Below are 25,206 nucleotides of genomic sequence, written 5' to 3' on the forward strand. Positions count from 1 at the left end.
TCCGCCGACCGCGGCGTCCGCGCCGGGCCGTCAGCTGCCGCGCAGCGCGGTGACCAGCTCCGGCCAGCTCTCCACCCGGTGTACGCCGGGCAGGTGCGCGCCGTACGCGGCCACCTCCTCGGGCCGGGGGCGGAACAGGTAGCGGTGCGGCACCGAGTCGAGGTAGCTCAGCACCTCCAGCCGGTCGTCCACGAAGTGCGTCAGCCCGAGCTCCCGGGCGATCGGCGCCTTCGCCGGCCGGGTGCGGCAGAAGTGCAGCCGGGACGTCGGGATCCCGGTGCGGGCGTGGAAGTCGTGGTGCGCCAACCACTCCCGGGTCCGCTGCTCGGTGGCCTCGCCGCACTTGCTGACCAGGTGCACCTCGTCGAAGGACCCGTCGCCGAGCGTGCCCAGCGCCTCGAACACCCCGGGCATGGCGGGCGTACGCAGGTAGTTCCGCCCGAAGAACGAGGTGTCCTCGTCATCGTCGGCCGGCTGGATGATGACACCACCGATGTCCACCCCGAGCAGTCGCATGACGACGATCATGCCAGTCTCGCCGGTCGACGTGGCTGATCAAGAGCGTCGGGATCTCGCGTCGCCGGTGACGCGAACCTCGTGATCACCGGCAGGGTTTGGTGACGTGGTGTTGACGGGCGGGTTTCAGGTGGCACCATTCACCGGTGGGAGTCACGACGCGCGTTCTGGGGCGCAGCGGCATCGAGGTCAGCGCCCTCGGCATGGGGTGCTGGGCGATCGGTGGGCCCTGGTGGGAAGGGACCCAGCCGCTCGGGTGGGGAGCGGTGGACGACGAGGAGTCGATCCGCGCGGTGCGCCGCGCCCTCGACCTGGGCGTCACGCTCTTCGACACCGCCGACACGTACGGGGCCGGCCACAGCGAGCGGATCCTCGGCCGGGCCCTCGCCGGCCGCCGGGACGACGCCGTGATCGCCACCAAGTGGGGCTACACCTTCGACGAGGCGACCCGGCAGGCCACCGGCGAGGACGCCTCACCGGAGCACCTGCGCCGGGCGGTCACCGACTCGCTGCGCCGACTGGGCACCGACCGGATCGACCTGTACCAGCTGCACCTCGCCGACCTGTCCGTGCCGCGCGGCGAGGCGTTGATCGGCACCCTGGACGACCTCGTCGCCGAGGGGCTGATCCGGGCGTACGGCTGGAGCACCGACCGCCCCGACCGCGCCGCCGCGTTCGGGCAGCACGGCGCCGGGGCGACCGCCGTCCAGCACACCCTCTCCGTGCTCCGGGACGCCCCTGACCTGCTCGCGGTCTGCGACAAGCACGACCTGGCCAGCGTCAACCGGGGGCCGCTCGGGATGGGCCTGCTCACCGGCAAGTACACGGCCACGTCCACCCTGCCCCGCGACGACGTACGCGGACTCGCGCCCGGGTGGCTGGAGTGGTTCCGTGGCGGCCGGCCCGCCCCGGAGTGGCTCCGTCGCGTGGCGGCCGTCCGGACGGCGTTGACCGCCGACGGGCGGACCCTGGCGCAGGGCGCGCTGGGCTGGATCTGGGCCCGCAGCGGGCGTACGGTGCCGATCCCCGGGTGCCGGACGGTGGCGCAGGTGGAGGAGAACGCCGCCGCGGTGGAGCGCGGCCCGCTCACCCCCGACCACTTCGCCGAGGTGGAGCGCCAACTCGCCGCCCTGCGCACCGCGGCCCTGCGCGGCGCCGACCACCCCCACTGGCCCGCCCCCACCCTCCCGGCCACCCACCCGTAAACCACCCCGCCCCCGCCGCCGCCCCCTCCCCCCGCCGCTGCGGCGATCATGCACATGTGGTGCCTCGCAAAAGGTGCAGAGGCGTATATCGCAGGCACCACAACTGCATGATCGACGGGGGTGGGGCGGGGTGGAGCGGGGCGGGTTAGGGGGTGGATTCTTTGCGGATCTGGTCGGCCAGGTGGGTGGGCATCGGGTCGTGGCGGACGAGGTGGCGGCGGAAGGTGCCGGTGCCGGCGGTCATCGAGCGCAGCTCGACCGCGTAGCGCAGCAGCTCGGTGGCGGGCACCTCGGCGTGGACCAGGGTGCGCCCCTCGCCGTCCGGGTCCGGTTCGGTGCCGAGCACGCGCCCGCGCCGCCCGGAGAGGTCGCCCATCACCGCGCCGACCGAGGCGTCCGGCACCCGGATGGTGACCTCGTCGATCGGCTCCAGCAGCGTCGGCTGCCCCTTCTCGGCCGCGTCCCGCAGGGCCAGCGCCCCCGCCGTCTGAAAGGCGGCGTCGGACGAGTCGACGCTGTGCGCCTTGCCGTCCACGAGCGTCACGCGCAGGTCCACCACCGGGTATCCGGCGACCAGGCCGCGCTCCATCTGGGCCCGGACGCCCTTCTCCACCGAGGGGATGTAGTTGTGCGGCACGGCGCCGCCGACCACCCGGTCGACGAACTCGAAGCCGGCGCCGCGGGGCAGCGGCTCCACCTCGATGTCGCAGACGGCGTACTGGCCGTGGCCGCCGGACTGCTTGACGTGCCGGCCGTGCCCGCGCGCCGGGACGGTGAACGTCTCCCGCAGCGCGACCCGCACCGGCTCGGTCTCCAGCTCCACGCCACCGGCGCGCAGCCGGTCCAGCACCACGTCGGCGTGCGCCTCGCCCATGCACCAGAGCACCAGCTGGTGGGTCTCCGGGTTGCGCTCCAGCCGCAGGGTGGGGTCGCCGGCCACCAGCCGCCCCAGGTTGCGGGCCAGGGCGTCCTCGTCCGACCGGCTCTTCGCCACGATGGCCACCGGCAGCAGCGGCTCGGGCATCTCCCAGGGGGCGATGAGCAGGGGGTCGTCCTTGGCGCTGATCGTGTCGCCGGTCTCGGCGCTGCCCGACTTGGTGATGGCGCAGATGTCGCCCGCGACGCAGGCCGTCACCTCACGCAGCGCGGCCCCCAACGGCGTGTAGACGTGCCCGACCCGCTCGTCGGCGTCGTGGTCCGGGTGCCCGCGCTCGGCCAGGCCGTGCCCGGAGACGTGCACGGTCTGCTCGGGGCGCAGCGTGCCGGAGAAGACCCGGACCAGGGAGACGCGCCCGACATGCCGGTCGATGGTGGTCTTGACCACCTCGGCCACCAGCGGGCCGTCCGGGTCGCAGGTCAGCGGCGGACGGGGCGAGCCGTCCACCCCGGCGACCGCGGGCAGCTCGTGCTCCAGCGGGGACGGGAACGCGGCGGTCAGCACCTCCAGCAACGCGTCCAGCCCGACGCCGGTCTCCGCGCAGACGGGCACCACCGGGTAGAAGTGGCCGCGGGCGACCGCCTTCTCCAGGTCGTCGATGAGCAGGTCGGTGCCGATCTCCTCGCCGCCGAGGTAGCGGTCCATGAGCGACTCGTCCTCGCTCTCCGCGATGATCCCCTCGATCAGCTCGTTGCGGGACTCCGCGATCGCGGGCAGGTGCTCCGGGTCCGGTTCGCGGACGTCGGCGGGCAGCCCGGCGGTGTAGTCGAAGACCCGGCGGGTGATCAACCCGAGCAGGCCGACCGTGGAGACGCCGTCGTCGCCGAGCATCGGCAGGTAGAGGGGGAGCACGTTGTCGCCGAAGACCCGCTGGCAGAGCGCCACGGACTCGTCGAAGTCGGCGCGCGGGTGGTCCAGCCGGGTGACGGCGACCGCCCGCGGCATGTCGACGGCGGCGCACTCCTCCCAGAGGGCGGCGGTGGCCGCGTCCATGCCGTCGACCGCGGAGACGACGAAGAGCGCCGCGTCGGCGGCCCGCAGACCGGCGCGCAGCTCACCGACGAAGTCGGCGTAGCCGGGGGTGTCCAGGAGGTTCACCTTCACCCCGTCGTGCAGCAGGGGCGCGCAGGCCAGGCTCACCGACCGCTGCTGGCGTACGGCGGCGGGGTCGTGGTCGCAGACGGTGCTGCCGTCGGTGACGGTGCCGGCGCGGCCGATCGTGCCGCTGGCCGTGAGCAGCGCCTCGACCAGGGTCGTCTTGCCCGCCCCGGAGTGCCCGACGAGCACCACGTTGCGGACCCTGGCGGGGTCGGTCACGACCGGCATCCCGCCGGCGACCCCCTTCTCCTGACTCTTCTGCGCCATCGGGCGCACCTCCCTCAGCCGGTGGTGGTGGCGACCGCCGCGCGACGGGGAAGCGGCCCGGGGCGAGTGCGCGGCGATATCCTCCGGTGGTCTGCTGCACAGCGGGTAACGGGACGGTCGGAGGGGTGACCTGGGTCACCTTCCTGACCCGATCTCACACCCCTTCCGGGACCGACACAAGCCTCCCGCGCGCGGCGTCCGCTGACCGGCCGTATCGCCGTACCAGGGCGGACCGTTATCGTGGGACCGCCATGGCGAAGATCTTCCAAGTGTCGGCCCGCGCGGGGATGACCCGTGTCGTCGAGCCGCTCGCACGCGGCCTGCTTCGAGCGGGCGTCACCCCCAACGCGGTCACCGTGACCGGAACCATCGGCGTGCTGGTCGGCGCGCTCGGTTTCGGTGCCCGGGGCCAGCTCGTCGCCGGCGCGGTGATCGTCACGATCTTCGCGCTGACCGACCTGCTCGACGGCACGATGGCCCGGATGAGCGGCGGCTCCACCCGGTTCGGCGCGTTCCTCGACTCGAGCATGGACCGGGTCGCCGACAGCGCCGTCTTCGGTGCGGTCGCGTACTGGCTGGCCACCCAGGGCAACCATCGCGGGATGGCCGCCGCGCTGCTCTGCCTCGCCGCGGGCGGCCTGGTCTCCTACGTGAAGGCCCGCGCCGAGGGGCTCGGCATGACGGCCAACGTGGGCGTCGCCGAGCGCACCGAGCGGCTGCTGATCGTCGGGGTGGGCGGCCTGCTCACCGGCGTCGGCGTCGACCCGGCGCTGGAGATCGCGCTGTGGCTGCTCGCCGCCGTGTCGATCTTCACGGTGGGGCAGCGGATGACGCACGTGTACCGGCAGGCGCAGAGCCAACCGGACGGCGTACCCCGATGAACCTGACCGAGCTCGGCTACGTGGCCGGGTGGCGGGTGGCCCGGGCGCTGCCCGGGCCGGTCGTGGCGGCGGCCTTCCGGGCCGGCGCCGACCGGGCCCACCGGCGGCGCGGCGGCGGCGCGACCCGACTGGCGGCGAACCTGCGCCGGGTGGTCGGGCCCGACGTCCCCGAGACCGAGCTCGACGCGCTGGTCCGGCAGGGGCTGCGCTCCTACGCGCGCTACTGGCTGGAGGCCTTCCGGCTGCCGACGCTGCGCCGCGACCAGATCCTCGCCGGGTTCCGGCTGGACGGCGAGGAGAAGCTCGCCGCCGACGTGGCGGCCGGTCGGGGCGCCGTGGTCGCCCTGCCGCACGGCGGTAACTGGGACGCCGCCGGCGCCTGGGTGGCCGCCAACGGCTGGCCGATCACCACGGTCGCCGAGCGGCTCAAGCCCGAGGGTCTCTTCAACCGGTTCGTCGCCTTCCGCGAGAGCCTCGGCATGGAGATCCTGCCCACCCACGGCGGCGCGCGGCCCGCCTTCGACGTGCTGGTCGACCGGCTCCGCGCCGGCGCGGTGGTGCCGCTGCTGGCCGACCGGGACCTCTCCGCGCGGGGCATCGAGGTGGACTTCTTCGGCGCCCGGACCCGGATGCCGGCCGGGCCGGCGCTGCTGGCTCTGCGCACCGGAGCGCCGCTCTACGTGGCCCACATGTGGTACGAGCCGGACGCGCCGTGCGCCGCCCTCGAGGGGCCGCTGCCGGTGCCCGGCCCCGACGAGGGTCCGCTCGACGAGCGGGTGCGGACGCTGACCCAGCGCATCGCCGACCACCTCGCGACGGGCATCGCCCGCCACCCGGCGGACTGGCACATGCTCCAGCGGTTGTGGCTGGACCAGCGGAGCGCCGCGGTCGCGGACAGAGGGCGCTGACGTGCGGGTCGGGATCGTGTGCCCGTACTCCTTCGACGTCCCGGGCGGCGTGCAGAACCACGTCATGGATCTCGCGGAGGCGCTGATCGCCCTCGGCCACGAGGTGAGCGTGCTCGCCCCCGCCGACGAGGACTCGCCGCTGCCGCCGTACGTGGTGCCGGCCGGTCGGGCGGTCCCGCTGCCCTACAACGGCTCGGTGGCCCGGATCGCGTTCGGCCCGGTCTCCACCGCCCGGGTCCGCCGCTGGATCACCCGGGGCGACTTCGACGTGCTGCACGTGCACGAGCCGCTGACGCTGAGTCTGTCGCTGCTCGCGGTCCTCTCCGCCCGTGGGCCCGTGGTGGCGACCTTCCACACCGCGATCATCCGGTCCCGGGCGCTGGCCGCCGCCCAGGGGGTGCTCCAGATCGTCCTGGAACGCATCACCGCCCGGATCGCGGTGAGCGCTCTGGCCCGCAAGGTGCAGGTCGAGCACCTCGACGGCGGCGCCGTGGAGATCCCGAACGGGGTCGCGGTGGCGAAGTTCGCCGACGCGCCGCCGCTGCCCGGATGGCCGGGGGAGTGCGCGCCGGGCAGCGGCGGGAGCATCGGGTTCCTGGGTCGCTTCACCGAGCCCCGCAAGGGCTTCCCGGTGCTGCGCGACGCCTTCGTACGGCTGGCGCCGCATCGTCCGGGCCTGCGGCTGCTGGTGGCCGGGCCGGGCGAGTCGGACGACCTCTACGACCAGTTCCCGCCCGAGCTGCGGGACCGGGTCACCTTCCTCGGCCTGGTCTCCGAGGCGGACAAGGCGCGGATGCTGCGCAGCGTGCACGTCTACGCGGCACCGAACACCGGCGGCGAGTCGTTCGGCATGATCCTCACCGAGGCGCTCGCGGCCGGCACCACCGTGGTCGCCAGTGACCTCGACGCGTTCCGCCGGGTCCTCGACGGCGGCCGGGCCGGCCGGCTCTTCCCGACCGGCAACGCGACGGCGCTGGGTGACGCGCTCGTCGAACTGCTCGACGACCCGGCGGCGCGGGCCACCCTCACCGCCTGCGGCGACCAGGTGGTGTCGACGTTCGACTGGCCGGTGGTCGCCCGGCGGGTCCTCGAGGTGTACGCGGCGGCCATCGAGGCCACCGACGGTCGGGTCATCGACCAGGAGTGGGTGGAGCTGGGCTGAGCCGGGGACCAGGAGGACCCCGGCGTGACCGGGCCCTCCCGCGTCGGACGGACCGTCGGGACCGGATGGGAGCAGCACTACGATGCCGGGCATGCGGTGGGTGGTGGGCGCGATCGTGGTCGTCGGGGTCCTCTCGGCGTACCTGATCTGGACCGCCGGCCGGGTCCAGCGGCTGCACGCCCGGGCGGAGCTCGCCGCCCGCGCCCTGGAGGCACACCTGCTGCGGCGCGCGGCGGCCGCCGCGGTGCTCGCCGAGCGGCGGTACGGCGTCGAGCTGTACGCGGCGGCGCGGATCGCGCTCGACGCGCGCCCGGACGAGCGGGAGGCGGCCGAGAACGACCTCACCCGCCAGCTGCGCGCGGTGCAGTTGGACCCGACGGACCCGGACTGCGACGCGGTCATCGCGGCCAGCCGCCGTCTCGCGCTGGCCCGGCAGGTGCACACGGATCTCGTCCGGGACGCCCGTACGGCACGGGGGCGACCACTGGTGCGCCTGTTGCGGATGGGGCGCGGCCGGCAGTGGCCCCGCTACTTCGACATCGACGACCCGACGTTGACGGCCCCGGCGGACGTCCCGACCGGTTGACCGTTTCCCCGGTGACGACCGCCACAGAGCAGGCCACCGGTGGTCTGATTGGCTGTCGGCCCGGCGTTGCACCCGGCGTAGCATTTTCGCTGCCACCCCCAGAGCACGCCCGAGGAGCGATAACCCGTGCCCGAAACCACCTCCCCGAACACCACCGCCAGCCCCGTCGTCGGCACCGCCCGCGTCAAGCGCGGCATGGCCGAGATGCTCAAGGGCGGCGTGATCATGGACGTGGTCACCCCCGAGCAGGCCAAGATCGCTGAGGACGCCGGAGCCGTCGCCGTGATGGCGCTGGAGCGGGTGCCCGCCGACATCCGCGCCCAGGGCGGCGTGTCCCGGATGAGCGACCCCGACATGATCGACGGCATCATCAACGCCGTCTCCATCCCGGTGATGGCAAAGGCCCGCATCGGCCACTTCGTCGAGGCGCAGATCCTCCAGTCGCTCGGCGTCGACTACGTCGACGAGTCCGAGGTGCTGACCCCGGCCGACTACGCCAACCACATCGACAAGTGGGCGTTCACCGTCCCGTTCGTCTGCGGCGCCACCAACCTGGGCGAGGCGCTGCGCCGGATCACCGAGGGCGCGGCCATGATCCGCTCCAAGGGCGAGGCCGGCACCGGTGACGTCTCGAACGCCACCACCCACATGCGCAAGATCCGACAGGAGATCCGCCGGCTCCAGTCGCTGCCGGAGGACGAGCTGTTCGTGGCGGCGAAGGAGCTTCAGGCCCCGTACGAGCTGGTCAAGGAGATCGCCGAGACCGGCAAGCTGCCGGTGGTGCTCTTCACCGCCGGTGGGATCGCCACCCCGGCCGACGCCGCGATGATGATGCAGCTGGGGGCCGAGGGTGTCTTCGTCGGCTCCGGCATCTTCAAGTCCGGCAACCCGGCGCAGCGCGCCGCGGCGATCGTGAAGGCCACCACCTTCCACGACGATCCGGACGTGCTGGCGAAGGTCTCCCGCGGTCTCGGCGAGGCGATGGTCGGCATCAACGTCGACGAGATCCCGCAGCCGCACCGGCTGGCCGAGCGCGGCTGGTGACCGGGATGCCCGCCATCGGGGTGCTCGCCCTGCAGGGCGACGTCCGCGAGCACGCCGCCGCCCTCGCGGCGGCGGGCGCGGACGTCCGCCCGATCCGGCGTCCGCACGAGCTGGACGCGGTCGACGGGCTGGTGATCCCCGGGGGCGAATCCACCACGATCAGCAAGCTGGTCGACATCTTCGAGCTGCGTGAGCCGATCGACAAGCGGATCGCCGCCGGGATGCCGGTCTACGGATCCTGCGCGGGCATGATCATGCTCGCCACCGAGGTGCTGGACGGCCGCCCCGACCAGCGCGGCTTCGACGGCATCACGATGACGGTCCGCCGCAACGCGTTCGGCCGGCAGGTCGACTCGTTCGAGGCGCCGGTCGCCGTCAGTGGTGTCGACGGCGAGCCGTTCCACGCGGTCTTCATCCGGGCGCCCTGGGTCGAGCGGGTCGGCGACGGCGTCGAGGTGCTGGGACGGGTCACCGAGGGCCCGGCGGCCGGGCGGATCGTCGCGGTACGGCAGGGCAACCTGCTCGCCACGTCGTTCCACCCGGAGCTGACCGGTGACCGGCGGCTGCACCGCTACTTCGTGGACCTGGTGCGCGCGGCCGGCTGACCGGGCCGTGTTCGCCGCCGGCTGAGCGGGCCGTGTTCGCCGCCGGCTGAGCGGGCGGGCGGCCGGCGGACCGGCGCGGCCGGGGCATGTTTCTCGCGCCCCGGCCGTTGTGTCCAGGGTGCGCCCGAGGACGCGGCGCAGCCCCCGGTGGTAGCCGGGTGTGACACGCCGGGGTGCGACCTCGGTAGGATTGCCGCGGTTCGGCAGCGCCAACCGCCCGCGTGGCGTCTCCCGCGGGTGCCGACCGGCCGCCGGATCGCCGGGTGCGGCGTGGATCGGCGTGGCAGTCGACGCAGGCGTGGAATGACAGACGGAGGTAGCAGATGTCCGGCCACTCAAAGTGGGCGACCACCAAGCACAAGAAGGCCGTCATCGACGCCAAGCGCGGCAAGATGTTCGCCAAGCTGATCAAGAACGTCGAAGTGGCGGCCCGCACCGGCGGCGGGGACCCGGCCGGTAACCCGACCCTCTACGACGCCATCCAGAAGGCGAAGAAGAACTCGGTCCCGAACGACAACATCGACCGCGCGGTCAAGCGTGGCTCCGGCCTGGAGGCCGGCGGCGCCGATTACCAGACGATCATGTATGAGGGCTACGGCCCGAACGGTGTCGCGCTGCTGATCGAGTGCCTGACCGACAACCGCAACCGCGCGGCGACCGAGGTGCGGACGGCGCTGACCCGCAACGGCGGCTCGTTCGCCGACGCCGGCTCGGTGTCGTACATGTTCTCCCGCAAGGGCGTGGTGATCGTCCCCAAGGCGGGCACCACCGAGGACGACGTCATGCTGGCCGTCCTCGACGCCGGCGCCGAAGAGGTCAACGACCTCGGTGAGGCGTTCGAGGTGGTCTCCGAGCCGACCGACCTGATCCCGGTGCGCACCGCGCTGCAGGACGCCGGCATCGAGTACGAGTCGGCCGAGTCCTCGCTGATCCCGAGCGTGAACGTTCCCCTCGACGAGGAGGGCGCGCGCAAGATCTTCAAGCTTATCGACGTCCTGGAGGACTGCGACGACGTGCAGAACGTCTACGCGAACTTCGACGTCAGCGACGAGGTCATGGCAGCGGTCGGCTGACCCGACCGTGACGGACCGACGGTTCGCGCCGGGCGACGTGGTCGTCCGGCGCGAGATCCTGCTCGGCGAGGTGTGGTTCGGCTGCCCGACGATCTGCGTCGAGGACAGTCCCGACCTGCTCGCCCTCTACCTGCCGCCGGGCGCCGAGTTCGGCTTCCCCGAGCTGGGCGAGTTCCCGTGCGGCCGGCACCCGTGGCAGACCGCCGGCCACCGGGCGTGGAGCGGGCACGGCAAGCTGATGCTCCAGCGCCCCGGCGAGGCGCACTCGGTGGACGTGTTCTGGTCCGGCGCCGACCGCGCCTTCGCCGGCTGGTACTTCAACCTCCAGGACGCGCTGCGGCGTACACCCATCGGGGTGGACACCCTCGACCACGAGTTGGACCTGTGGTGGGCCGCGGACGCCGACCGCTACGTCTGGAAGGACGTGGAGATCTTCGCGCAGCGGCTCGTCGAGGGCCGCTACCCGGGGATGGAGGCGGCGATCCGCGCCGAGGGCGACCGGATCGCGGCCCTGTTGGACGCGGGTGAGCGGTGGTGGGACGAGAGTTGGGCCTCCTGGAAGCCCGACCCGGCCTGGCCGGTGCCCCGGCTGCCCGCCGGCTGGCATGCGGTCGCAGTATGACGCCGTGGGTGCATCTGCTGTCGTCGCTGTGACGACATCAGATGCACCCACCGAGGGCAGCGCTCAGCCCAGCGTCTCCCGGGTCCGCCACGCCGTCCCGATCGAGATGCGGCCGTTGGTCCGCAGCAGCGCGCCCTCGTACACGCGGGCGCCGGCGAGCAGGAACCCGGCGGCGGTGGCCAGCAGCAGGATCAGCGACACCACCGGCTCCCAGGCGGCCGCGTCGTCGGTGAACAGCCGCAGCGGCATCGCGGTGGGCGCGGAGAACGGCAGGTAGGACAGCACCCGCATGGCGGTCGCGTTGTCGTTCAGGAAGATCACCGCGAAGAACGGCAGCATCACCGCGAGCTGCACCGGCGTCGACACGCCACCGATGTCCTCCAGGCGGTTGACCAGTGCGCCGGCCGCCGCCCACATCGCCGCGATCAGCACGAAGCCCAGCAGGAAGAACGGCAGGAACCAGCCGATCGCCGGGGCGAGCAGGTGCAGCAGCCCGGTGTCCCCGCTGAACGCCATGCCGGCGACCGCGACCAGCGCCACCAGGGCGATCTGGCCGAGGGCGAGCAGCGTCCCGGCGACCATCTTTCCGATCAGCAGGGCCCGTACGGGCACCGCCGCCACCAGGATCTCCACGATCCGGGTCTGCTTCTCCTCGATGATGCTCTGCGCGATCTGCGCGCCGAAGGTCTGGGACGTCACGAAGAAGACGAACGCGAACACGAACGGCACCAGGAACGCCACCACCGGATTCACCGCGTCCGGGTCGAGCAGCCGGACCGGCGGCTGGGTGCTCAGCGCGGACACCACCTCGTCGGGCGCCTCGTCCATGGCGAGCACGGTCGGACCGGCGACGACGGCGGCGTCCACGTCGCCGTCGCGGACGGCCTGCTCGGCGGCCCGGTCGTCGGGCACCGTCCGCACCTCCAGCCCGGCCGCGCGTAGCGGCCCGGCCGCCTGCTCGGTCACCGCCACGCTGTCCGGCCCACCGGAGAGCAGCGGCGGCAGGATGGTCGCCGCGGCGGCGATGAGCAGGAAGAACAGCGTGCTGAACAGGAACGTCTTGTCGCGTAGCTTGACCCGGATCTCCCGGGCGGCGACCAGCCGGGCGGCCTGCATCGTGTTCACTGGGCGACCTCTCGGAAGATCTCGGCGAGGGAGGGGCGGACCGGGCGGAACGTGCGCACCGGACCGCGGGTCAGGGCCGCGTGCAGCACCGGCTGCTCGTCGGTGCCGGGCGCCAGGTCGAACACGGCGCGGGCGCCGTCGAGGTCGACCAGGGTCACCCCGGGCTGGTCGCGCAGCCAGCCGGCGTCGGTCTCGACCACCAGCTCGAACCGGGGCGACGTGTACGTCCGGCGCAGCTGCTCGCGGTCACCGGCGGCGCGGATCGTGCCGTCCGCGATGATCACCAGGTCGTCGCAGAGCCGCTCCACCACGTCGAGCTGGTGGCTGGAGAACAGCACCGGGACACCGGCGGCGGCCCGCTCCCGCAGCACCGCCACGACCGTGTCGACGGCCAGCGGGTCCAGGCCGGAGAACGGCTCGTCCAGCACCAGGACCTCGGGGTCGTGCACCAGCGCGGCGGCGATCTGGGCGCGCTGCTGGTTGCCCAGAGACAGCGTCTCCAGCAGGTCGTCGCCGCGCTCGGCGAGGCCGACCCGCTCCAGCAGCGCGTCCGTCGCCCGGCGGGCCGCCTCGGCGGTCAGGCCGTGCAGCCGGCCCAGGTAGACCACCTGCTCGCGGACGCTCATCTTCGGGTAGAGGCCGCGCTCCTCCGGCATGTAGCCGAAACGGCGGCGCGCGTCCCGGGTCAGCGGGAAGCCCCGCCAGCTCACCGCGCCCCGGTCGGCGGCGAGGACGCCGAGGATGATCCGCATGGTCGTCGTCTTGCCGGCGCCGTTGCCGCCGACGAAGCCGGTCATCCGTCCGGCGACCACGTCGAAGGACACGTTCTTGAGCACCTGACGGTCGCCGAAGCTGCGGTCGACGCCGTCGAGGCGGAGCACATTGGTCACGGCGCCCACGCTAAATCGCCGGGCGCCGGCCGCCGTCCGTCCGCCGGTGGAGATCCGGGTCCACCCCGCGACGGACCCGCTCACCCGCCGGCCCGGACCACCCCCTGCTCGTACGCGAACACCACCGCCTGGACCCGGTCGCGCAGCCCCAGCTTCGCCAACACCCGGCTGACGTGGGTCTTCACCGTCGCCTCCCCGAGGTGCAGGGCGGCGGCGATCTCGGCGTTGCTGGCGCCCCGGGCGACCAGGACCAGCACCTCCCGTTCGCGTGGGGTCAGGTCGCGCAGCGCGGCGTCACCGGTCTCCGTGCCGCCCACCCCGGACGGGTCGCCCGGCCGGGCGAACGTGGCGATCACCCGGCGGGTGAGCTCCGGGGCGAGGAGGCCGTCGCCGCGGGCCAGCACCCGGATCGCCTCGATGAGCGCCTCCGGGGTGCCGTTCTTGAGCAGGAAACCGCTCGCCCCGGCACGCAGCGCCGCGAACAGGTAGTCGTCCCGGTCGAAGGTGGTGAGGATCAGCACCGCCGGTCCCTCCGGCGAGGTGGCGGCGGTGATCCGCCGGGTCGCCTCCAGACCGTCGACGCCGGGCATCTCCACGTCCATCAGCACCACGTCGGGGTGCAGCGCCCGGGTCATGCTCACCGCCCGCTCACCGTCGGCGGCCTCGCCGACCACATCGATGTCGTCCTCCACCTCGAGGATGACCCGGAAGCCGGTGCGGACCAGGTGCTGGTCGTCGGCGAGCAGCACGCGGATCGGCCGGTCCCCGGCCGCCGGGGCGTTCACGCCGGCTCCGGGACGGCAGCCGGCACCGGGAACCGGGCGCGTACGCGCCAACCGCCGCCGCCGCGCGGCCCCGCCTCCAGCGTGCCGTCGTGCGTGGCGACCCGCTCGCGCATCCCGACCAGGCCCAGCCCGTCGGGGTTCGCCGGGCGGGTGGGCCGGCCGTCGTCGGTCACGTCGACCTCCACCTCCCGGGCCAGGTACCGCAGCCGGACGTCGAGCACGCCCGCCCCGGTCGCGTGTCTGAGGACGTTCGTCACCGCCTCCTGCACGACCCGGTACACCGCCTGGGACACCGATTCGGGCAGCGGCACCGGGTCCCCGTACACGCCGAGCGTGGCGCGCAGCCCGGCGTCGCGGGCCCGCTCCACGACGGCCGCGATCCCGTCGACGCCGGCGGCTGGCCCGACCGGATCGGGGACGGCCTCGCCGGCCCGCAGCACACCGAGCATCCGGCGCAGCTCGTCCACGGCGGTGCGGGCGGTCTGCTCGATCGCCGTCAACGCGGTACGCGCCTTGTCCGGGTCACGGTCGAGCACCCGCCGGCAGGCCGACGCCTGCACCCCCATGACGGAGACGTGGTGGGCGACCACGTCGTGCAGCTCACGGGCGATCCGGACCCGTTCGCCCATCACCGCCCGTCCACGCGCCTCGGCCTGCGAGCGGCGCAGCTCCTCCGCCCGCTCCGCCAGCTCGTGCTGCCGGTGCGCGGCCAGCCACGCGGTCTCCCCGAAGAAGTACGCGAACCCGAAGTACAGGACGTTGACCAGCACGCCGGTCACCATGGCGGCGAGCAGCGGGGGCACCGGCCCGACGGCCCGCTCGAACGCGTCGGGCGGGATGCTGCCCATGGTCACCGCGTAGTAGACGCCGAGCCAGGCGAACATGGCGGCGATGATGCCGATTCGCAGCCGCCGGGACAGCCGCCGGTCCGGGCCCCACGCCCCGAGCGTGTAGATCGCCGCGAACAGCGCCCAGCTGGAGAGCTGCGTCTCCGGCGCCGACCGGGCCTGCGCGGCGATGAAGGCGGCCGCGATGACCAGCGAGATGGCGACCGGGAAGCGGCGCCGCCAGATCAGTGGGAGCGTCACCGCGACGGTCCAGAAGATCTGCTCGGGACCGGAGGGCGGCGGCCCGAGCAGGAACGCCCCGGTGCTGCGGGTCAGGGTGAGGCTGAACAGGGCCAGCACGGTCAGGGCCAGCCCGCCGTAGAGGTCCAGGCGCCGCTGCTCCCGGGTGGGCCCGGGGCGGCGCCAGTCGTCACTTGTGGGGGTGGTCACCTGGTCAAGGATCCCATCCACTCCCGCGACCGCCCAATCCCGTCTCCGTCGCGCGGCCCGTCACCTGCCCATGCCGATCGTCGATGGCCGGCGGAGCCGCCGCCGTGCGTACCTCTGCCGTCCGACGTGGACGTGTCGCGGCCCGGCACCCCCGTGGGTGCCGGGCCGCGTCGTGCGTCGGCGTCAGTGCCGGTTGCGGTACGCCTTGAGCGCGCTGTCGGCGATGTCCCAGAGCGCGATCAGGACCGTGCCGACCACGACGAGGGTGGCGACGAGGTTCAGGTTCTCCGCCTGCCCGAGCCACTCCCAGCGGGCCACGAAGTCCGGGTTGAGCAGCCGGTCGGTCGAGATCAGCCAGATGACCGGCACGGAGAACGCCAGGTTGACGGCGGCGTTGGCGCCGACCAGCGGCCAGGTCCAGCGGCCGGCCCGGTACTTGGCGATCTCCAGGCCGACGTTGGCGACCAGCACGGCGATCAGGAACGGCAGCCAGAAGCTCCACAGCGCCGGGTCGAGGATCGGCAGGTTGCCGTTGTCGCGGTCGGGCACGAACGAGTGGAAGTGCTGCAGCGGCAGGTACGCGATGACCAGGACGAGCCAGCCGACGGCGGCGGCGGTGTCGGTCAGCGTGATCTGCCGGTCGGCCTGGTGCTCGGGCAACTGGTCGACGGTCCACTCGGGCAGGTCGAGCGACGCGTTGGTGCGTTCGAGGATCGCGAAGACGAGGGTGACCCAGAAGGCGATCTGGACCGCGACCTGGATCGCCGTGCCGATGGCGGTGCCGACCGCCCCGCCGGGGTTGTCGCCGTCGGTCGCCTCGACCAGGCCGACCACGACGCCGACGAGGGCCGGCACGAAGGAGAGCAGGAGCTTCAGCAGCCGCTCCCAGGCCAGGTAGTAGGTCGGGCCGATGAGCTGGAGCCGGCGGTCGGCGTAGCGGGCGGCGAGCTGGGCCGGGTTGCCCAGCTCGGTGAGCACCTCCCGCTCGGCGGTGGTCGGGTCGTGGCCGTCGGCCGAACGGCCGTCGATCATGTCTTCGATCGAGGCGCGCAGCTCGGTGGCGATCTCCTCGCGTCGGGCGGCGGGGACGGAGCGCAGGGTGGCGGCGAGGTAGCGGTCGGTCAGGGAGGTCATCGGTCCACTCCTTCGATCAGGCCGGTGAGAGAGGTCTGTACGGCGGCCAGGTCGTCGAGGAGTCGGCGCAGGACCGATTCGCCGTCGTCGCTGGTCCGGTAGAACTTTCGGGGGCGGCTCTCCTCGGTGTTCCACTCGCTGGTCAGCAGCCCCTGTTCTTCGAGGCGGCGCAGCAGCGGGTAGAGCGTGTTGGCGTCCACCGGGAAGCCGTGGCCGGTGAGCCGTTGCAGCAGCGCGTAGCCGTAGCCGGGGTGACGCAGGGCCACCAGGCTCGCCACCACGACCGTGCCCCGCCGCAGCTCCTGGAGGTGCGTCCGGAGGATCTCGTCGCTGACCATGCGTCACACCATACTGTGTGACACACACCGTTGTCTACGGCTACATCATCGTGTGCCCGACGGTGATGTAACGGGACCGGCCCGGTACGACGATGCGTACCGGGCCGGGGATGGGTCTCTCAGCAGGACGGACCCTGGCGGAAGCCGCGCTCGACGAAGGACGCCGGCCCGACCTGGAAGGCACCGACGCCCGGGCGGATCGGGTGGCCGGTGAACAGCTCCACCCGGGATCCGACCCGGACCAGGTACGCCGACGCGGTCCCCGCGTCGTTCCGGATCAGCGAACCGCGCCGCCCGTAGATCGCCTCCAACTCGGCGAACGACATGCCGACCGCGGCACCGGCGGGGGAGCGCGGCGGCGCGGTGGCCGTCGAGATCTCGACGAGCCGGCCTCCCATGAAGGCCAGCAGGATCACCCCGGCCCAGGGCCCGGTCACGCCGGCGTGCCGCACACCCGAGCAGCCCTCGGCCACCCAGTCGATCAGGCCGGCGGCGGTGAGCCGGTCCAGGCGGTCGCCGATCCGGAACGGGCCGGCGCCCCGGACGCTCAGCACATCGGTCGAGGTGGCCGTCGTCGCACCGGCCCGGGCCGGCGTCACGGGACGGGCCGCCACCCCGGCGGGACGGGAGGCAACCCCGGCGGGACGGGCCGCCACCTTGGCGGCGTCGGCGGGACGGGAGGCGACCCCGGCGGCATCGGCGGGGCGGGACGCGACCTCGGCGGCGTCGGTCAGGCGGGGTGCGGCCGACGCGGCGGTGACGGGGCCGGGCGCGGCCCCGGCCGGGGCGGCGGCGACCGACGTGGCGGCGACGAACGCCAGCACACCGGCGAGAACGGTGGACGGGAAGCGGTTCATGGTGGATCTCCTCCTCGGATGTCGAACCTCCTGTCCTGTTGGTCTCCGCCCGACCACCCGCGGTTCGTCGGGTACCCGACGCGCGCCGCGGCCTCTACGGTCGGAAGGGAGCGGGGCCCACGTGCCGCTCGGCGGGGGTGAGGCGATTGACCGCACCGGAGCGCATCGGGCCGTACCGGGTCGAACGGCTGCTGGGCACGGGATCGTTCGCGACGGTCTGGCTCGGGCACGATCCGGCCCTCGACGGCCCGGTGGCGATCAAGGTGCTGGCCGAGAACTGGAGCCACGACCTGCGGGTCCGGGAGCGGTTCCTCGACGAGGCGCGGCTGCTGCGCCGGTTGGACCACGAGCGGCTGGTCCGGGTGCACGCGGTCGGCGAACTGCCCGACGGCCGTCCGTACGCCGTGCTGGCCTGGGCGGACGGCGGCAGCCTGCGGGACCGGCTGGCCCTCGGCCCGCTGCCGGTGCCGGCGGCGCTCGCCCTGCTGGACCAGATCGCCGCCGGCGTGGCCGTGCTGCACCGGCACGCCGTGGTGCACCGCGACCTGACCCCGGGCAACATCCTCTTCCGGTCCGCCCCCGACGGCCGGGACGGGCCGGCCGCCGAGCAGGTGCTCATCGCCGACCTCGGCCTGGCCAAGGCGCTCGCCGCGGCGTCCGGCCTGACCGCCCGGGCGGGCACCCCCGGCTACATGGCGCCGGAGCAGGACGACCCCTGCGCCGCGGTGGACACCCGCGCCGACGTGTTCGGGCTGGGCCGGCTCGGCCTGCGCCTGCTCGGGGAGGAGACCCCCGCGCCGGCGGTGGCGGCCGTGCTCGCCCGGGCCACCGCGCTTCACCCGGACGACCGCTACGCCGACGCGACGGCGTTCCGCGCGGCCCTCGCCCGGGCCGTCGCCGCGCCGGCCGACGCCGAGACGGGACCGGTGGGCGTGACCAGGGCGGTCGGTGGGCGCCGCAGGTCGGCGCGGCGACGGGTCGCCACCGTCACGGGCGCGGGGCTGGTGGCGCTCGCCGCGCTGGGTGTGGCGGCCGGTGACGCGGCGACCCGCCGGCACACCGCCGGCACGGCGGCCAGTGGACCGGTGGTGGTGATCCTGCCGCCCGGGTGGCGGGCCACCGGCACCGGCTGGGCCGGCCAGTACGGCGACGACGGCGCGTTGGAACCGGCGCTGATCGTCTCGCCGGACCCGGGGCGGTGGGCCACGGATCCGACGGTGCCGGGGGCCTTCGTCGGCCTCTCCGCGAGCACCGCCCGGCGGACCAGCGCGGAGGGTTTTCTGGCGGAACGACCGCACGCGGACTGCGTACCGGCGCCGGTGCGGCGGACCCGCCAGGGCGGGACCGACTGGGTGGTGGCCGCCTTCACCTGCCCCGGGGCGCGGCCGGTCGTCGTGGAGGCCGCCGGGCTCGCCGCCGATCGGACCGCCCTGCTGTACGTGCAGGCCGTGCCCCCGCCCGGTGGCGGGACCGAGTTCGTCGACGCGCTGCTCGCCGGCGTGCGGGTGCGGTAGGCGGGCCGGTCAGGTCACCACCACCGCGACGACGTACGCCCGACCGTCGTAAGGGATGGTCACCTCGACCGTGCCGGCCCGCAGGAACCGCAGGTCCTGCACGCCCGCCTCGTAGTTGCGGGACACCAGCTCCGGCCGGTCGACCGTGATTTCGCCCGGACCGATGCCCACGATGCGCAGCACCCCGCCGGGCGCGAAGCAGAGCGACCGCACCAGGGCCAGCTCGGTCTCGGCCAGCACCAGGTCGTAGCGGACCGCGCCCAGGCAGGCGCTCGGCGGCGCGCTCGGTGACGGGGTGCGCGTCGGGCGGGCCGAGCTGCGGGTCGGCGAGGGGGCGGCGGGAGGCGGTCGGCGTACGGTCGGATCGACGTCGGGCGGGGCGGTCGAACCCGGCGCGGCGGTGGTCGCCGGGGCGCTCGGCCCGGCGGCGGAGGCGGCGGCCGTGGTCGGCGTGGGCGCTCGCACCGGCAGCGGTGAGACCGCGTCGTCGCCGCAGGCCGAGAGGGTCAACGCCGCGGCGAGGAGCGCTTCGGCGGCGGCCGGCCGCCGGGCCGGGTGCGCCGGCCTAGCCATCGGCCAGGCGCCGGCGGACCTGCTGGCGCGCCTGGTGGAGACGGGACTTGACGGTGCCCTCCGGCAGGTCGAGCAGGGCCGCGATCTCCCCGTAGCCCAAGCCGAGCACGTCGCGCAGGGTGACCGCCTCGGCGAGCTCGGGCCGGATCGCGTCGAGCGCGTCGAGCAGATCGAGCCGGGTACCCGCGACCACGCTGGTCCGTCGTGGGTCCGGCGCCTCCGGCAGCGGTACGCCGCCGGCCTCCACCAGCCAGCGTCGGCGCAGCACCCGGTAGGTGGACCGGGCCCGGTTGGCGGTGAGCCGGTAGAGCCAGGTGTGGAACGACGACCGCTGCTCGAAGCGGGTGATGCCCCGGGCGATCGCGAGCAGCGCGTCCTGGCAGGCCTCCTCGGCGTCCTCGCGGTGGGGCAGCAGGCGGGCGCAGAGCCGGAGCACCTCGGGCCGGACGGCCGCGAGCAGGGCGTCGAGCGCGGCCGGGTCGCCCTGGGCGGCCGCGCGGGCCAGCCGGTCGGTGCCATCGGGGAGGGGCATCGACGCCTCCAGTGGCTCGCCGGAGTGCGGGTCTCCAGGCTAGGACCGACCGGCGTCGTACGCCCGGCGCGAGTCCGGCAACCGACCGCCGCGAGCGGCGGGAAGAGATCCACAACACCTGCTCGGGGAACCTCCGCGCGGCTGCTGGAGGGGGCCCCGGCAGCGGGGATAGGGTAGGCCGACCGACCTCGACCATCCCATGATCCGACCCGGGGGGGGCGCTCTGCATGGGCGATTCGTTCGCGCATCTGCACGTACACACCGAGTACTCGATGCTCGACGGGGCGGCCCGGCTCAAGGATCTGTTCAGCGAGGTCAGCCGGCAGGAGATGCCGGCGGTGGCGATGACCGACCACGGCAACATGCACGGCGCGAACGACTTCTACAAGCAGGCCATGGCGGCCGGCGTGAAGCCGATCCTCGGCATCGAGGCGTACGTCGCGCCCGAGTCGCGGTTCCACAAGCAGCGGGTGCGGTGGGGCCGCCCGGAGCAGAAGAGCGACGACGTCTCCGGCAGCGGCGGCTACACCCACATGACGATCTGGGCGGCGAACAAGGTCGGCCTGCACAACCTGTTCACGCTGACGAGCCGGTCGTACACGGAGGGCTACTTCGTCAAGTGGCCGCGGATGGACGCGGACATCCTCGCCGAGCACTCCGCCGGGCTGATGGCCACGACCGGCTGCCCGTCGGGTGAGGTGCAGACCCGGCTGCGGCTCGGCCAGTACGACGAGGCGCTGAAGGCAGCGGCCCGTTACCAGGAGATCTTCGGCAAGGAGAACTACTTCCTGGAGATCATGGACCACGGCATCTCGATCGAGCACCGGGTCCGCACCGAGCTGCTGGAGATCGGCCGCAAGCTGGGCATCCCGCCGGTGGTCACCAACGACTCGCACTACACGCACGAGGCGCAGGCCGAGGCGCACGACGTGCTGCTCTGCGTGCAGACCGCCGCGAACGTCGCCGACCCGAACCGGTTCCGCTTCGACGGCAGCGGCTACTACATCAAGTCCGCCGACGAGATGCGGGCGGTCGACAACTCCGAGGCGTGGCTGGAGGGTTGCCGCAACACCCTGCTGGTCGCCGAGAAGGTCGACCCGACCGGGATGTTCGAGTTCCACAACCTGATGCCGCGCTTCCCGATCCCCGACGGGGAGTCGGAGGAGTCGTGGTTCCGCAAGGAGACGTTCAAGGGGCTGGCCCGCCGGTTCCCGAACGGCATCCCCGAGGGGCACGTCGTGCAGGCCGAGTACGAGCTCGGCGTCATCATCCAGATGGGCTTCCCGTCCTACTTCCTCGTGGTCGCCGACTTCATCCAGTGGGCGAAGAGCCAGGGCATCGCGGTGGGCCCGGGCCGTGGTTCGGCGGCCGGCTCGCTCGTCGCGTACGCGCTGGGCATCACCGACCTGGACCCGATCCCGCACGGCCTGATCTTCGAGCGGTTCCTCAACCCCGAGCGCGTCTCGATGCCCGACGTCGACATCGACTTCGACGAGCGTCGGCGCGGCGAGGTCATCAAGTACGTGACCGACAAGTGGGGCGAGGACAAGGTCGCGCAGATCGCCACCTTCGGCACGATCAAGGCCAAGGCCGCGATCAAGGACTCGGCCCGGGTGCTCGGCTACCCGTACGCGGTGGGCGACCGGATCACCAAGGCGATGCCCCCGGCCGTCATGGGCAAGGACATCCCGCTGACCGGCATCTTCGACCCGAAGCACCCCCGTTACGCGGAGGCCGGCGAGATCCGGGGCCTCTACGAGTCCGACCCGGACGTCAAGAAGGTCATCGACACCGCGAAGGGCATCGAGGGGCTGATCCGGCAGACCGGTGTGCACGCCGCCGGCGTCATCATGTCCGCCGAACCGATCATCGAGCACGTCCCGCTGATGCGGCGTGACTCCGACGGCGTGATCATCACCCAGTTCGACTACCCGACGTGCGAGTCGCTCGGGCTGTTGAAGATGGATTTCCTGGGCCTGCGCAACCTGACGATCATCGACGACGCGGTCAAGAACATCCAGTCCAACCACGGCGAGGACCTGGACCTGCTGGCCCTGCCGCTGGACGACAAGGCCGCCTACGAGCTGCTCGCCCGCGGCGACACCCTGGGCGTGTTCCAGCTCGACGGCGGGCCGATGCGCTCCCTGCTGCGGCTGATGAAGCCGGACAACTTCGAGGACATCTCCGCCGTGCTGGCGCTCTACCGGCCCGGCCCGATGGGCGTCGACTCGCACACCAACTACGCGCTGCGCAAGAACGGCCTCCAGGAGATCACGCCGATCCACCCGGAGCTGGAGGAGCCGCTGCGCGAGATCCTCGCCCCCACCTATGGCCTCATCGTCTACCAGGAGCAGGTGCAGCGCGCCGCGCAGATCCTCGCCGGCTACAGCCTCGGCCAGGCCGACCTGCTGCGCCGGGCGATGGGCAAGAAGAAGAAGGAGATCCTCGACAAGGAGTTCGTGCCGTTCCGCGACGGCTGCCGCGAGCGCGGCTACTCCGACGAGGCGATCCAGGCGGTGTGGGACGTGCTGGTCCCGTTCGCCGGCTACGCCTTCAACAAGGCGCACTCCGCGGCGTACGGGCTGGTGTCCTACTGGACGGCCTACCTCAAGGCGCACTACCCGGCCGAGTACATGGCGGCGCTGCTCACCTCTGTCGGTGACGACAAGGACAAGATGGCGCTCTACCTGTCGGAGTGCCGCCGGATGGGCATCCAGGTGTTGCCGCCGGACGTGAACACCTCCGCCGGCCCGTTCACCCCGGTCGGGAAGGACATCCGCTTCGGCCTCGCCGCCATCCGCAACGTCGGCGCGAACGTGGTCGCCGCGATCATGCGCTGTCGGGACGAGAAGGGCGAGTACACCGACTTCTACGACTTCCTGTCGAAGGTGGACGCGGTGGTCTGCAACAAGAAGACCATCGAATCGCTGATCAAGGCCGGTGCGTTCGACTCGCTCGGGCACACCCGCAAGGGCCTGCTCCAGGTCCACGCCGACGCCATCGACGCGTACGCCGACGTCAAGCGCAAGGAGGCCACCGGCCAGTACGACCTGTTCGGCGCCGGCTTCGGTGACGTGGAGACCACGGCCAGCAGCACGGTGATGCCGATCATCGGTGACGGGGAGTGGGACAAGCGGGACAAGCTCGCCTTCGAGCGGGAGATGCTGGGCCTCTACGTCTCCGACCACCCGCTGTTCGGCTTGGAGCACATCCTGAACGCGGCGGCGGACACCACCATCGCCGCGCTCGCCGAGGAGGGCGCGGTGCCCGACGGCGCCGTGGTCACCCTGGCCGGGATCCTCTCCGGCGTGCAGCGCCGGGTCACCAAGCAGGGCCGCGCCTGGGCCTCGGCCACCCTCGAAGACCTCGCCGGCGGGGTGGAGGCCCTGTTCTTCCCCAACACGTACGAGGTGATCGGGCAGTACATCGCCGAGGACGCGATCGTGGTGGTCAAGGGACGGGTCGACCGCCGTGACGACACCCCGCGGATCATGGCGATGGACATGTCCATGCCGGATGTCAGCACCAGCGCGACGAACAAGCCGGTGACCCTGACCATCCCGGTGCACCGCTGCACCCCGCCGCTGGTCGAGCGGCTCAAGGAGACCCTGGTGCTGCACCCGGGCGACACCGAGGTGCACGTCAAGCTGCTCAACGGCGGCAAGACCACCACCCTGCGGCTGGGGCCGTTCCGGGTCGCGCCCACCACCGCGCTGATGGGTGACCTGAAGAGCGTCCTCGGCCCGGCCAACGTCAGCTGACCCACTCTGACCAGCAGATATAACTCTGCGTACACCTGCGCGCCAGCTGGCGACCCTACGGTCGTCCGGGGCGCACCGAGGTGGTGCGCACGACCTCCGAACCGGGGAGACACCATGGAGCAGGTGCTCATCGCCGTCGCGGTGAACGTCCTCAGCGCCGCGCTGATCGCGCTCGTCACCGCCGTCGTCCGGCGAGTCCTGACGCCGGCGGCCTGACCCGCCCGGCGTCGCGCGGCGGCGGCCGGGAAGGCCGCCGACCGCGCATTGGCTGTCCAGCTCCGCCGGCGGCGTGGCTAGCGTCGAGGTCATGGAGTTCGACGAGGCGCAGAAGCTGTGGCAGCCGCGACCCGGCTGGCTGAACACCGCCAGCTACGGGCTGCCGCCCGAGCCGGCGTGGACCGCGTTGCAGGAGGCGCTGGCCGACTGGCGTGTCGGCGCGACCTCCTGGGAGGGGTGGGGCGAGTCGGTCGGCCGGTGCCGGGCCGCCTTCGCCCGGCTGGTGGGCGGCGTACCGGCCGAGGACATCGCCGTCGGTGCCACCGCGTCGCAGCTGCTCGCGCCCGTCGCGGCGGCGCTGCCCCCGGGCGCGACGGTCGTGGTGCCCGAGGTGGAGTTCACCTCCAACCTGTTCCCTTGGCTGGTGCAGGCCGAGCGCGGCGTCGACGTCCGCACCGTCCCGCTCGCCGGCCTGGTCGACGCGATCGACGCCGACACGGACCTGGTCGCGTTCAGCCTCGTGCAGTCCTCCGACGGCACCGTCGCCGCGTACGACGAGATCGTCGCCGCGGCCCGGGCGCACGGCGCACTGGTCGCGGTGGACGCCACCCAGGCGGCGGGCTGGCTGCCCTTCGACGCGGCGCGCGCCGACGTGGTCGTCGTGTCGGCGTACAAGTGGCTCATGGGGATGCGGGGCGTGGCGCTGGCCTACCTGGCCCCGGCCCTGCGGGAGCGGCTGCGGCCGGACGCCGCCAACTGGTACGCGGGCGGCGACCCGCACGCCTCCTACTACGGCCCGCCGCTACGGCTGGCCGAGGACGCCCGCCGGTTCGACATCTCCCCCGCCTGGTTCAACTGGGTGGCGCTGGCGCCCGCCCTCGACCTGCTCCTGGAGATCGGGTTGCCGGCGATCCATCGGCACGACGTCGCGTTGGCCAACCGGCTGCTCACCGGCCTCGGCCGGCCGCCGGGGGAGAGCGCCATCGTGACCGTGGAGGTGCCCGGGGCGCAGGAGCGGCTGGAGCGGGCCGGTGTGCGGGCGGCGGTGCGGGCCGGCCGGGTGCGCGCGTCGTTCCACGTCTACTCGACCGAGGCCGACGTCGACCTCGCCCTGGCGGCGCTCACCTCCTGACCGTCCCGCCGCCCGAGGTGGGGTCGCCACACTCCGCCGCCCGACCATCCGGCGCACCGACCATCCGCGATGGCCGGTGCGCCGGGTGCCGGCGTCTCCGGGTGGCGGCGGGACACGGTTCGACGCATGGGAATGTGTCATCGACCGACATAGCTCGACTCGCGCACC

The 25,206-nt window shown here is 73.3% G+C and carries 23 protein-coding genes; 12 read left to right on the forward strand and 11 right to left on the reverse strand.

Translation table 11 applies throughout. The annotated features are described in order from the left end of the window. Positions 1-30 precede the first annotated feature (30 nt). A complete protein-coding gene (locus tag ACIBTV_RS19205; RefSeq protein WP_396706591.1) occupies positions 31-528 on the reverse strand; it encodes a hypothetical protein in 498 nt (165 codons plus the stop codon). A 134-nt stretch (positions 529-662) separates the two neighbouring features. Here ACIBTV_RS19205 and ACIBTV_RS19210 point away from each other — a divergent pair, with 134 nt between their 5' ends. Next, positions 663-1,721: an aldo/keto reductase gene (locus ACIBTV_RS19210; RefSeq protein WP_396706593.1), complete on the forward strand. Its 1,059-nt coding sequence runs from the start codon at positions 663-665 to the stop codon at positions 1,719-1,721. Between the two features lie 145 nt (positions 1,722-1,866). On the opposite strand, the gene ACIBTV_RS19215 is transcribed toward ACIBTV_RS19210, so the two are convergent. Further along, complete coding sequence (locus ACIBTV_RS19215; protein ID WP_396706595.1) at positions 1,867-4,023, reverse strand: elongation factor G-like protein EF-G2; 2,157 nt, start codon at positions 4,021-4,023, stop codon at positions 1,867-1,869. A gap of 251 nt (positions 4,024-4,274) precedes the next feature. On the opposite strand from ACIBTV_RS19215, the gene pgsA reads away from it, so the two are divergent. The 8 genes from pgsA (at position 4,275) to ACIBTV_RS19255 (ending at position 10,904) form a co-directional block, all read left to right on the forward strand. Then, positions 4,275-4,904, forward strand: a complete 630-nt coding sequence (pgsA, locus tag ACIBTV_RS19220; protein ID WP_396706597.1) for a phosphatidylinositol phosphate synthase — start codon at positions 4,275-4,277, stop codon at positions 4,902-4,904. Further along, a complete protein-coding gene (locus ACIBTV_RS19225; protein ID WP_396706599.1) occupies positions 4,901-5,812 on the forward strand; it encodes a phosphatidylinositol mannoside acyltransferase in 912 nt (303 codons plus the stop codon). The genes pgsA and ACIBTV_RS19225 overlap by 4 nt, the downstream gene beginning before the upstream one ends. Position 5,813: 1 nt before the next feature. Continuing rightward, positions 5,814-6,974 carry a glycosyltransferase family 4 protein gene (locus ACIBTV_RS19230; protein ID WP_396706601.1) on the forward strand — a complete coding sequence of 387 codons (1,161 nt, stop codon included), beginning with the start codon at positions 5,814-5,816 and terminating at the stop codon, positions 6,972-6,974. Positions 6,975-7,056: 82 nt separating this feature from the next. Then, complete coding sequence (locus tag ACIBTV_RS19235) at positions 7,057-7,560, forward strand: hypothetical protein (RefSeq protein WP_396706602.1); 504 nt, start codon at positions 7,057-7,059, stop codon at positions 7,558-7,560. 126 nt (positions 7,561-7,686) lie between these two features. After that, positions 7,687-8,604 carry a pyridoxal 5'-phosphate synthase lyase subunit PdxS gene (pdxS, locus tag ACIBTV_RS19240; protein WP_396706604.1) on the forward strand — a complete coding sequence of 306 codons (918 nt, stop codon included), beginning with the start codon at positions 7,687-7,689 and terminating at the stop codon, positions 8,602-8,604. A 5-nt stretch (positions 8,605-8,609) separates the two neighbouring features. Continuing rightward, positions 8,610-9,209, forward strand: coding sequence for a pyridoxal 5'-phosphate synthase glutaminase subunit PdxT (gene pdxT, locus ACIBTV_RS19245; RefSeq protein WP_396706605.1), 600 nt, complete (start codon positions 8,610-8,612; stop codon positions 9,207-9,209). 323 nt (positions 9,210-9,532) lie between these two features. Beyond that, on the forward strand, positions 9,533-10,282 hold the full coding sequence (locus ACIBTV_RS19250) for a YebC/PmpR family DNA-binding transcriptional regulator (protein ID WP_091589736.1): 750 nt from the start codon (positions 9,533-9,535) through the stop codon (positions 10,280-10,282). 7 nt (positions 10,283-10,289) lie between these two features. Next, complete coding sequence (locus ACIBTV_RS19255) at positions 10,290-10,904, forward strand: DUF402 domain-containing protein (protein WP_396706606.1); 615 nt, start codon at positions 10,290-10,292, stop codon at positions 10,902-10,904. Positions 10,905-10,967: 63 nt separating this feature from the next. On the opposite strand, the gene ACIBTV_RS19260 is transcribed toward ACIBTV_RS19255, so the two are convergent. The 7 genes from ACIBTV_RS19260 to ACIBTV_RS19290 all read right to left on the reverse strand — a co-directional run bounded on the left by ACIBTV_RS19260 (position 10,968) and on the right by ACIBTV_RS19290 (position 17,310). Beyond that, entirely contained in the window at positions 10,968-12,029 is a 1,062-nt protein-coding gene (locus tag ACIBTV_RS19260; RefSeq protein ID WP_396706608.1) for an ABC transporter permease, read from the reverse strand. Next, positions 12,026-12,919 (reverse strand): ABC transporter ATP-binding protein, encoded by an 894-nt coding sequence (locus ACIBTV_RS19265; protein ID WP_396706610.1) that lies wholly within the window; start codon positions 12,917-12,919, stop codon positions 12,026-12,028. The genes ACIBTV_RS19260 and ACIBTV_RS19265 overlap by 4 nt, the downstream gene beginning before the upstream one ends. Before the next feature lie 80 nt (positions 12,920-12,999). After that, the gene (locus tag ACIBTV_RS19270; protein ID WP_396706612.1) at positions 13,000-13,704 is read right to left on the reverse strand and encodes a response regulator; all 705 of its coding nucleotides are present in this window, start codon (positions 13,702-13,704) and stop codon (positions 13,000-13,002) included. Beyond that, entirely contained in the window at positions 13,701-14,981 is a 1,281-nt protein-coding gene (locus tag ACIBTV_RS19275) for a sensor histidine kinase (RefSeq protein ID WP_396706614.1), read from the reverse strand. The genes ACIBTV_RS19270 and ACIBTV_RS19275 overlap by 4 nt, the downstream gene beginning before the upstream one ends. Before the next feature lie 183 nt (positions 14,982-15,164). Then, entirely contained in the window at positions 15,165-16,115 is a 951-nt protein-coding gene (locus tag ACIBTV_RS19280) for a permease prefix domain 1-containing protein (protein WP_396706616.1), read from the reverse strand. Next, positions 16,112-16,453: a PadR family transcriptional regulator gene (locus ACIBTV_RS19285; protein ID WP_396706617.1), complete on the reverse strand. Its 342-nt coding sequence runs from the start codon at positions 16,451-16,453 to the stop codon at positions 16,112-16,114. The genes ACIBTV_RS19280 and ACIBTV_RS19285 overlap by 4 nt, the downstream gene beginning before the upstream one ends. A gap of 119 nt (positions 16,454-16,572) precedes the next feature. Next, entirely contained in the window at positions 16,573-17,310 is a 738-nt protein-coding gene (locus ACIBTV_RS19290; protein ID WP_396706619.1) for a hypothetical protein, read from the reverse strand. Between the two features lie 146 nt (positions 17,311-17,456). Between ACIBTV_RS19290 and ACIBTV_RS19295 the strand changes: the two genes are divergently transcribed. Continuing rightward, the gene (locus tag ACIBTV_RS19295) at positions 17,457-18,824 is read left to right on the forward strand and encodes a protein kinase (protein ID WP_396706621.1); all 1,368 of its coding nucleotides are present in this window, start codon (positions 17,457-17,459) and stop codon (positions 18,822-18,824) included. Between the two features lie 9 nt (positions 18,825-18,833). On the opposite strand, the gene ACIBTV_RS19300 is transcribed toward ACIBTV_RS19295, so the two are convergent. Together ACIBTV_RS19300 and ACIBTV_RS19305 are read right to left on the reverse strand one after the other, a co-directional pair. Further along, positions 18,834-19,397 (reverse strand): hypothetical protein, encoded by a 564-nt coding sequence (locus ACIBTV_RS19300; protein ID WP_396706624.1) that lies wholly within the window; start codon positions 19,395-19,397, stop codon positions 18,834-18,836. Further along, entirely contained in the window at positions 19,390-19,929 is a 540-nt protein-coding gene (locus tag ACIBTV_RS19305) for an RNA polymerase sigma factor (protein ID WP_396706627.1), read from the reverse strand. The genes ACIBTV_RS19300 and ACIBTV_RS19305 overlap by 8 nt, the downstream gene beginning before the upstream one ends. Before the next feature lie 227 nt (positions 19,930-20,156). Between ACIBTV_RS19305 and dnaE the strand changes: the two genes are divergently transcribed. Then, on the forward strand, positions 20,157-23,690 hold the full coding sequence (gene dnaE / locus ACIBTV_RS19310; protein ID WP_396706629.1) for a DNA polymerase III subunit alpha: 3,534 nt from the start codon (positions 20,157-20,159) through the stop codon (positions 23,688-23,690). 307 nt (positions 23,691-23,997) lie between these two features. Beyond that, a complete protein-coding gene (locus ACIBTV_RS19315; RefSeq protein WP_396706632.1) occupies positions 23,998-25,038 on the forward strand; it encodes an aminotransferase class V-fold PLP-dependent enzyme in 1,041 nt (346 codons plus the stop codon). Positions 25,039-25,206 lie beyond the last annotated feature (168 nt).

This window comes from Micromonospora sp. NPDC049366 (assembly GCF_044466625.1).
In the GTDB taxonomy this organism is placed as follows: domain Bacteria; phylum Actinomycetota; class Actinomycetes; order Mycobacteriales; family Micromonosporaceae; genus Micromonospora.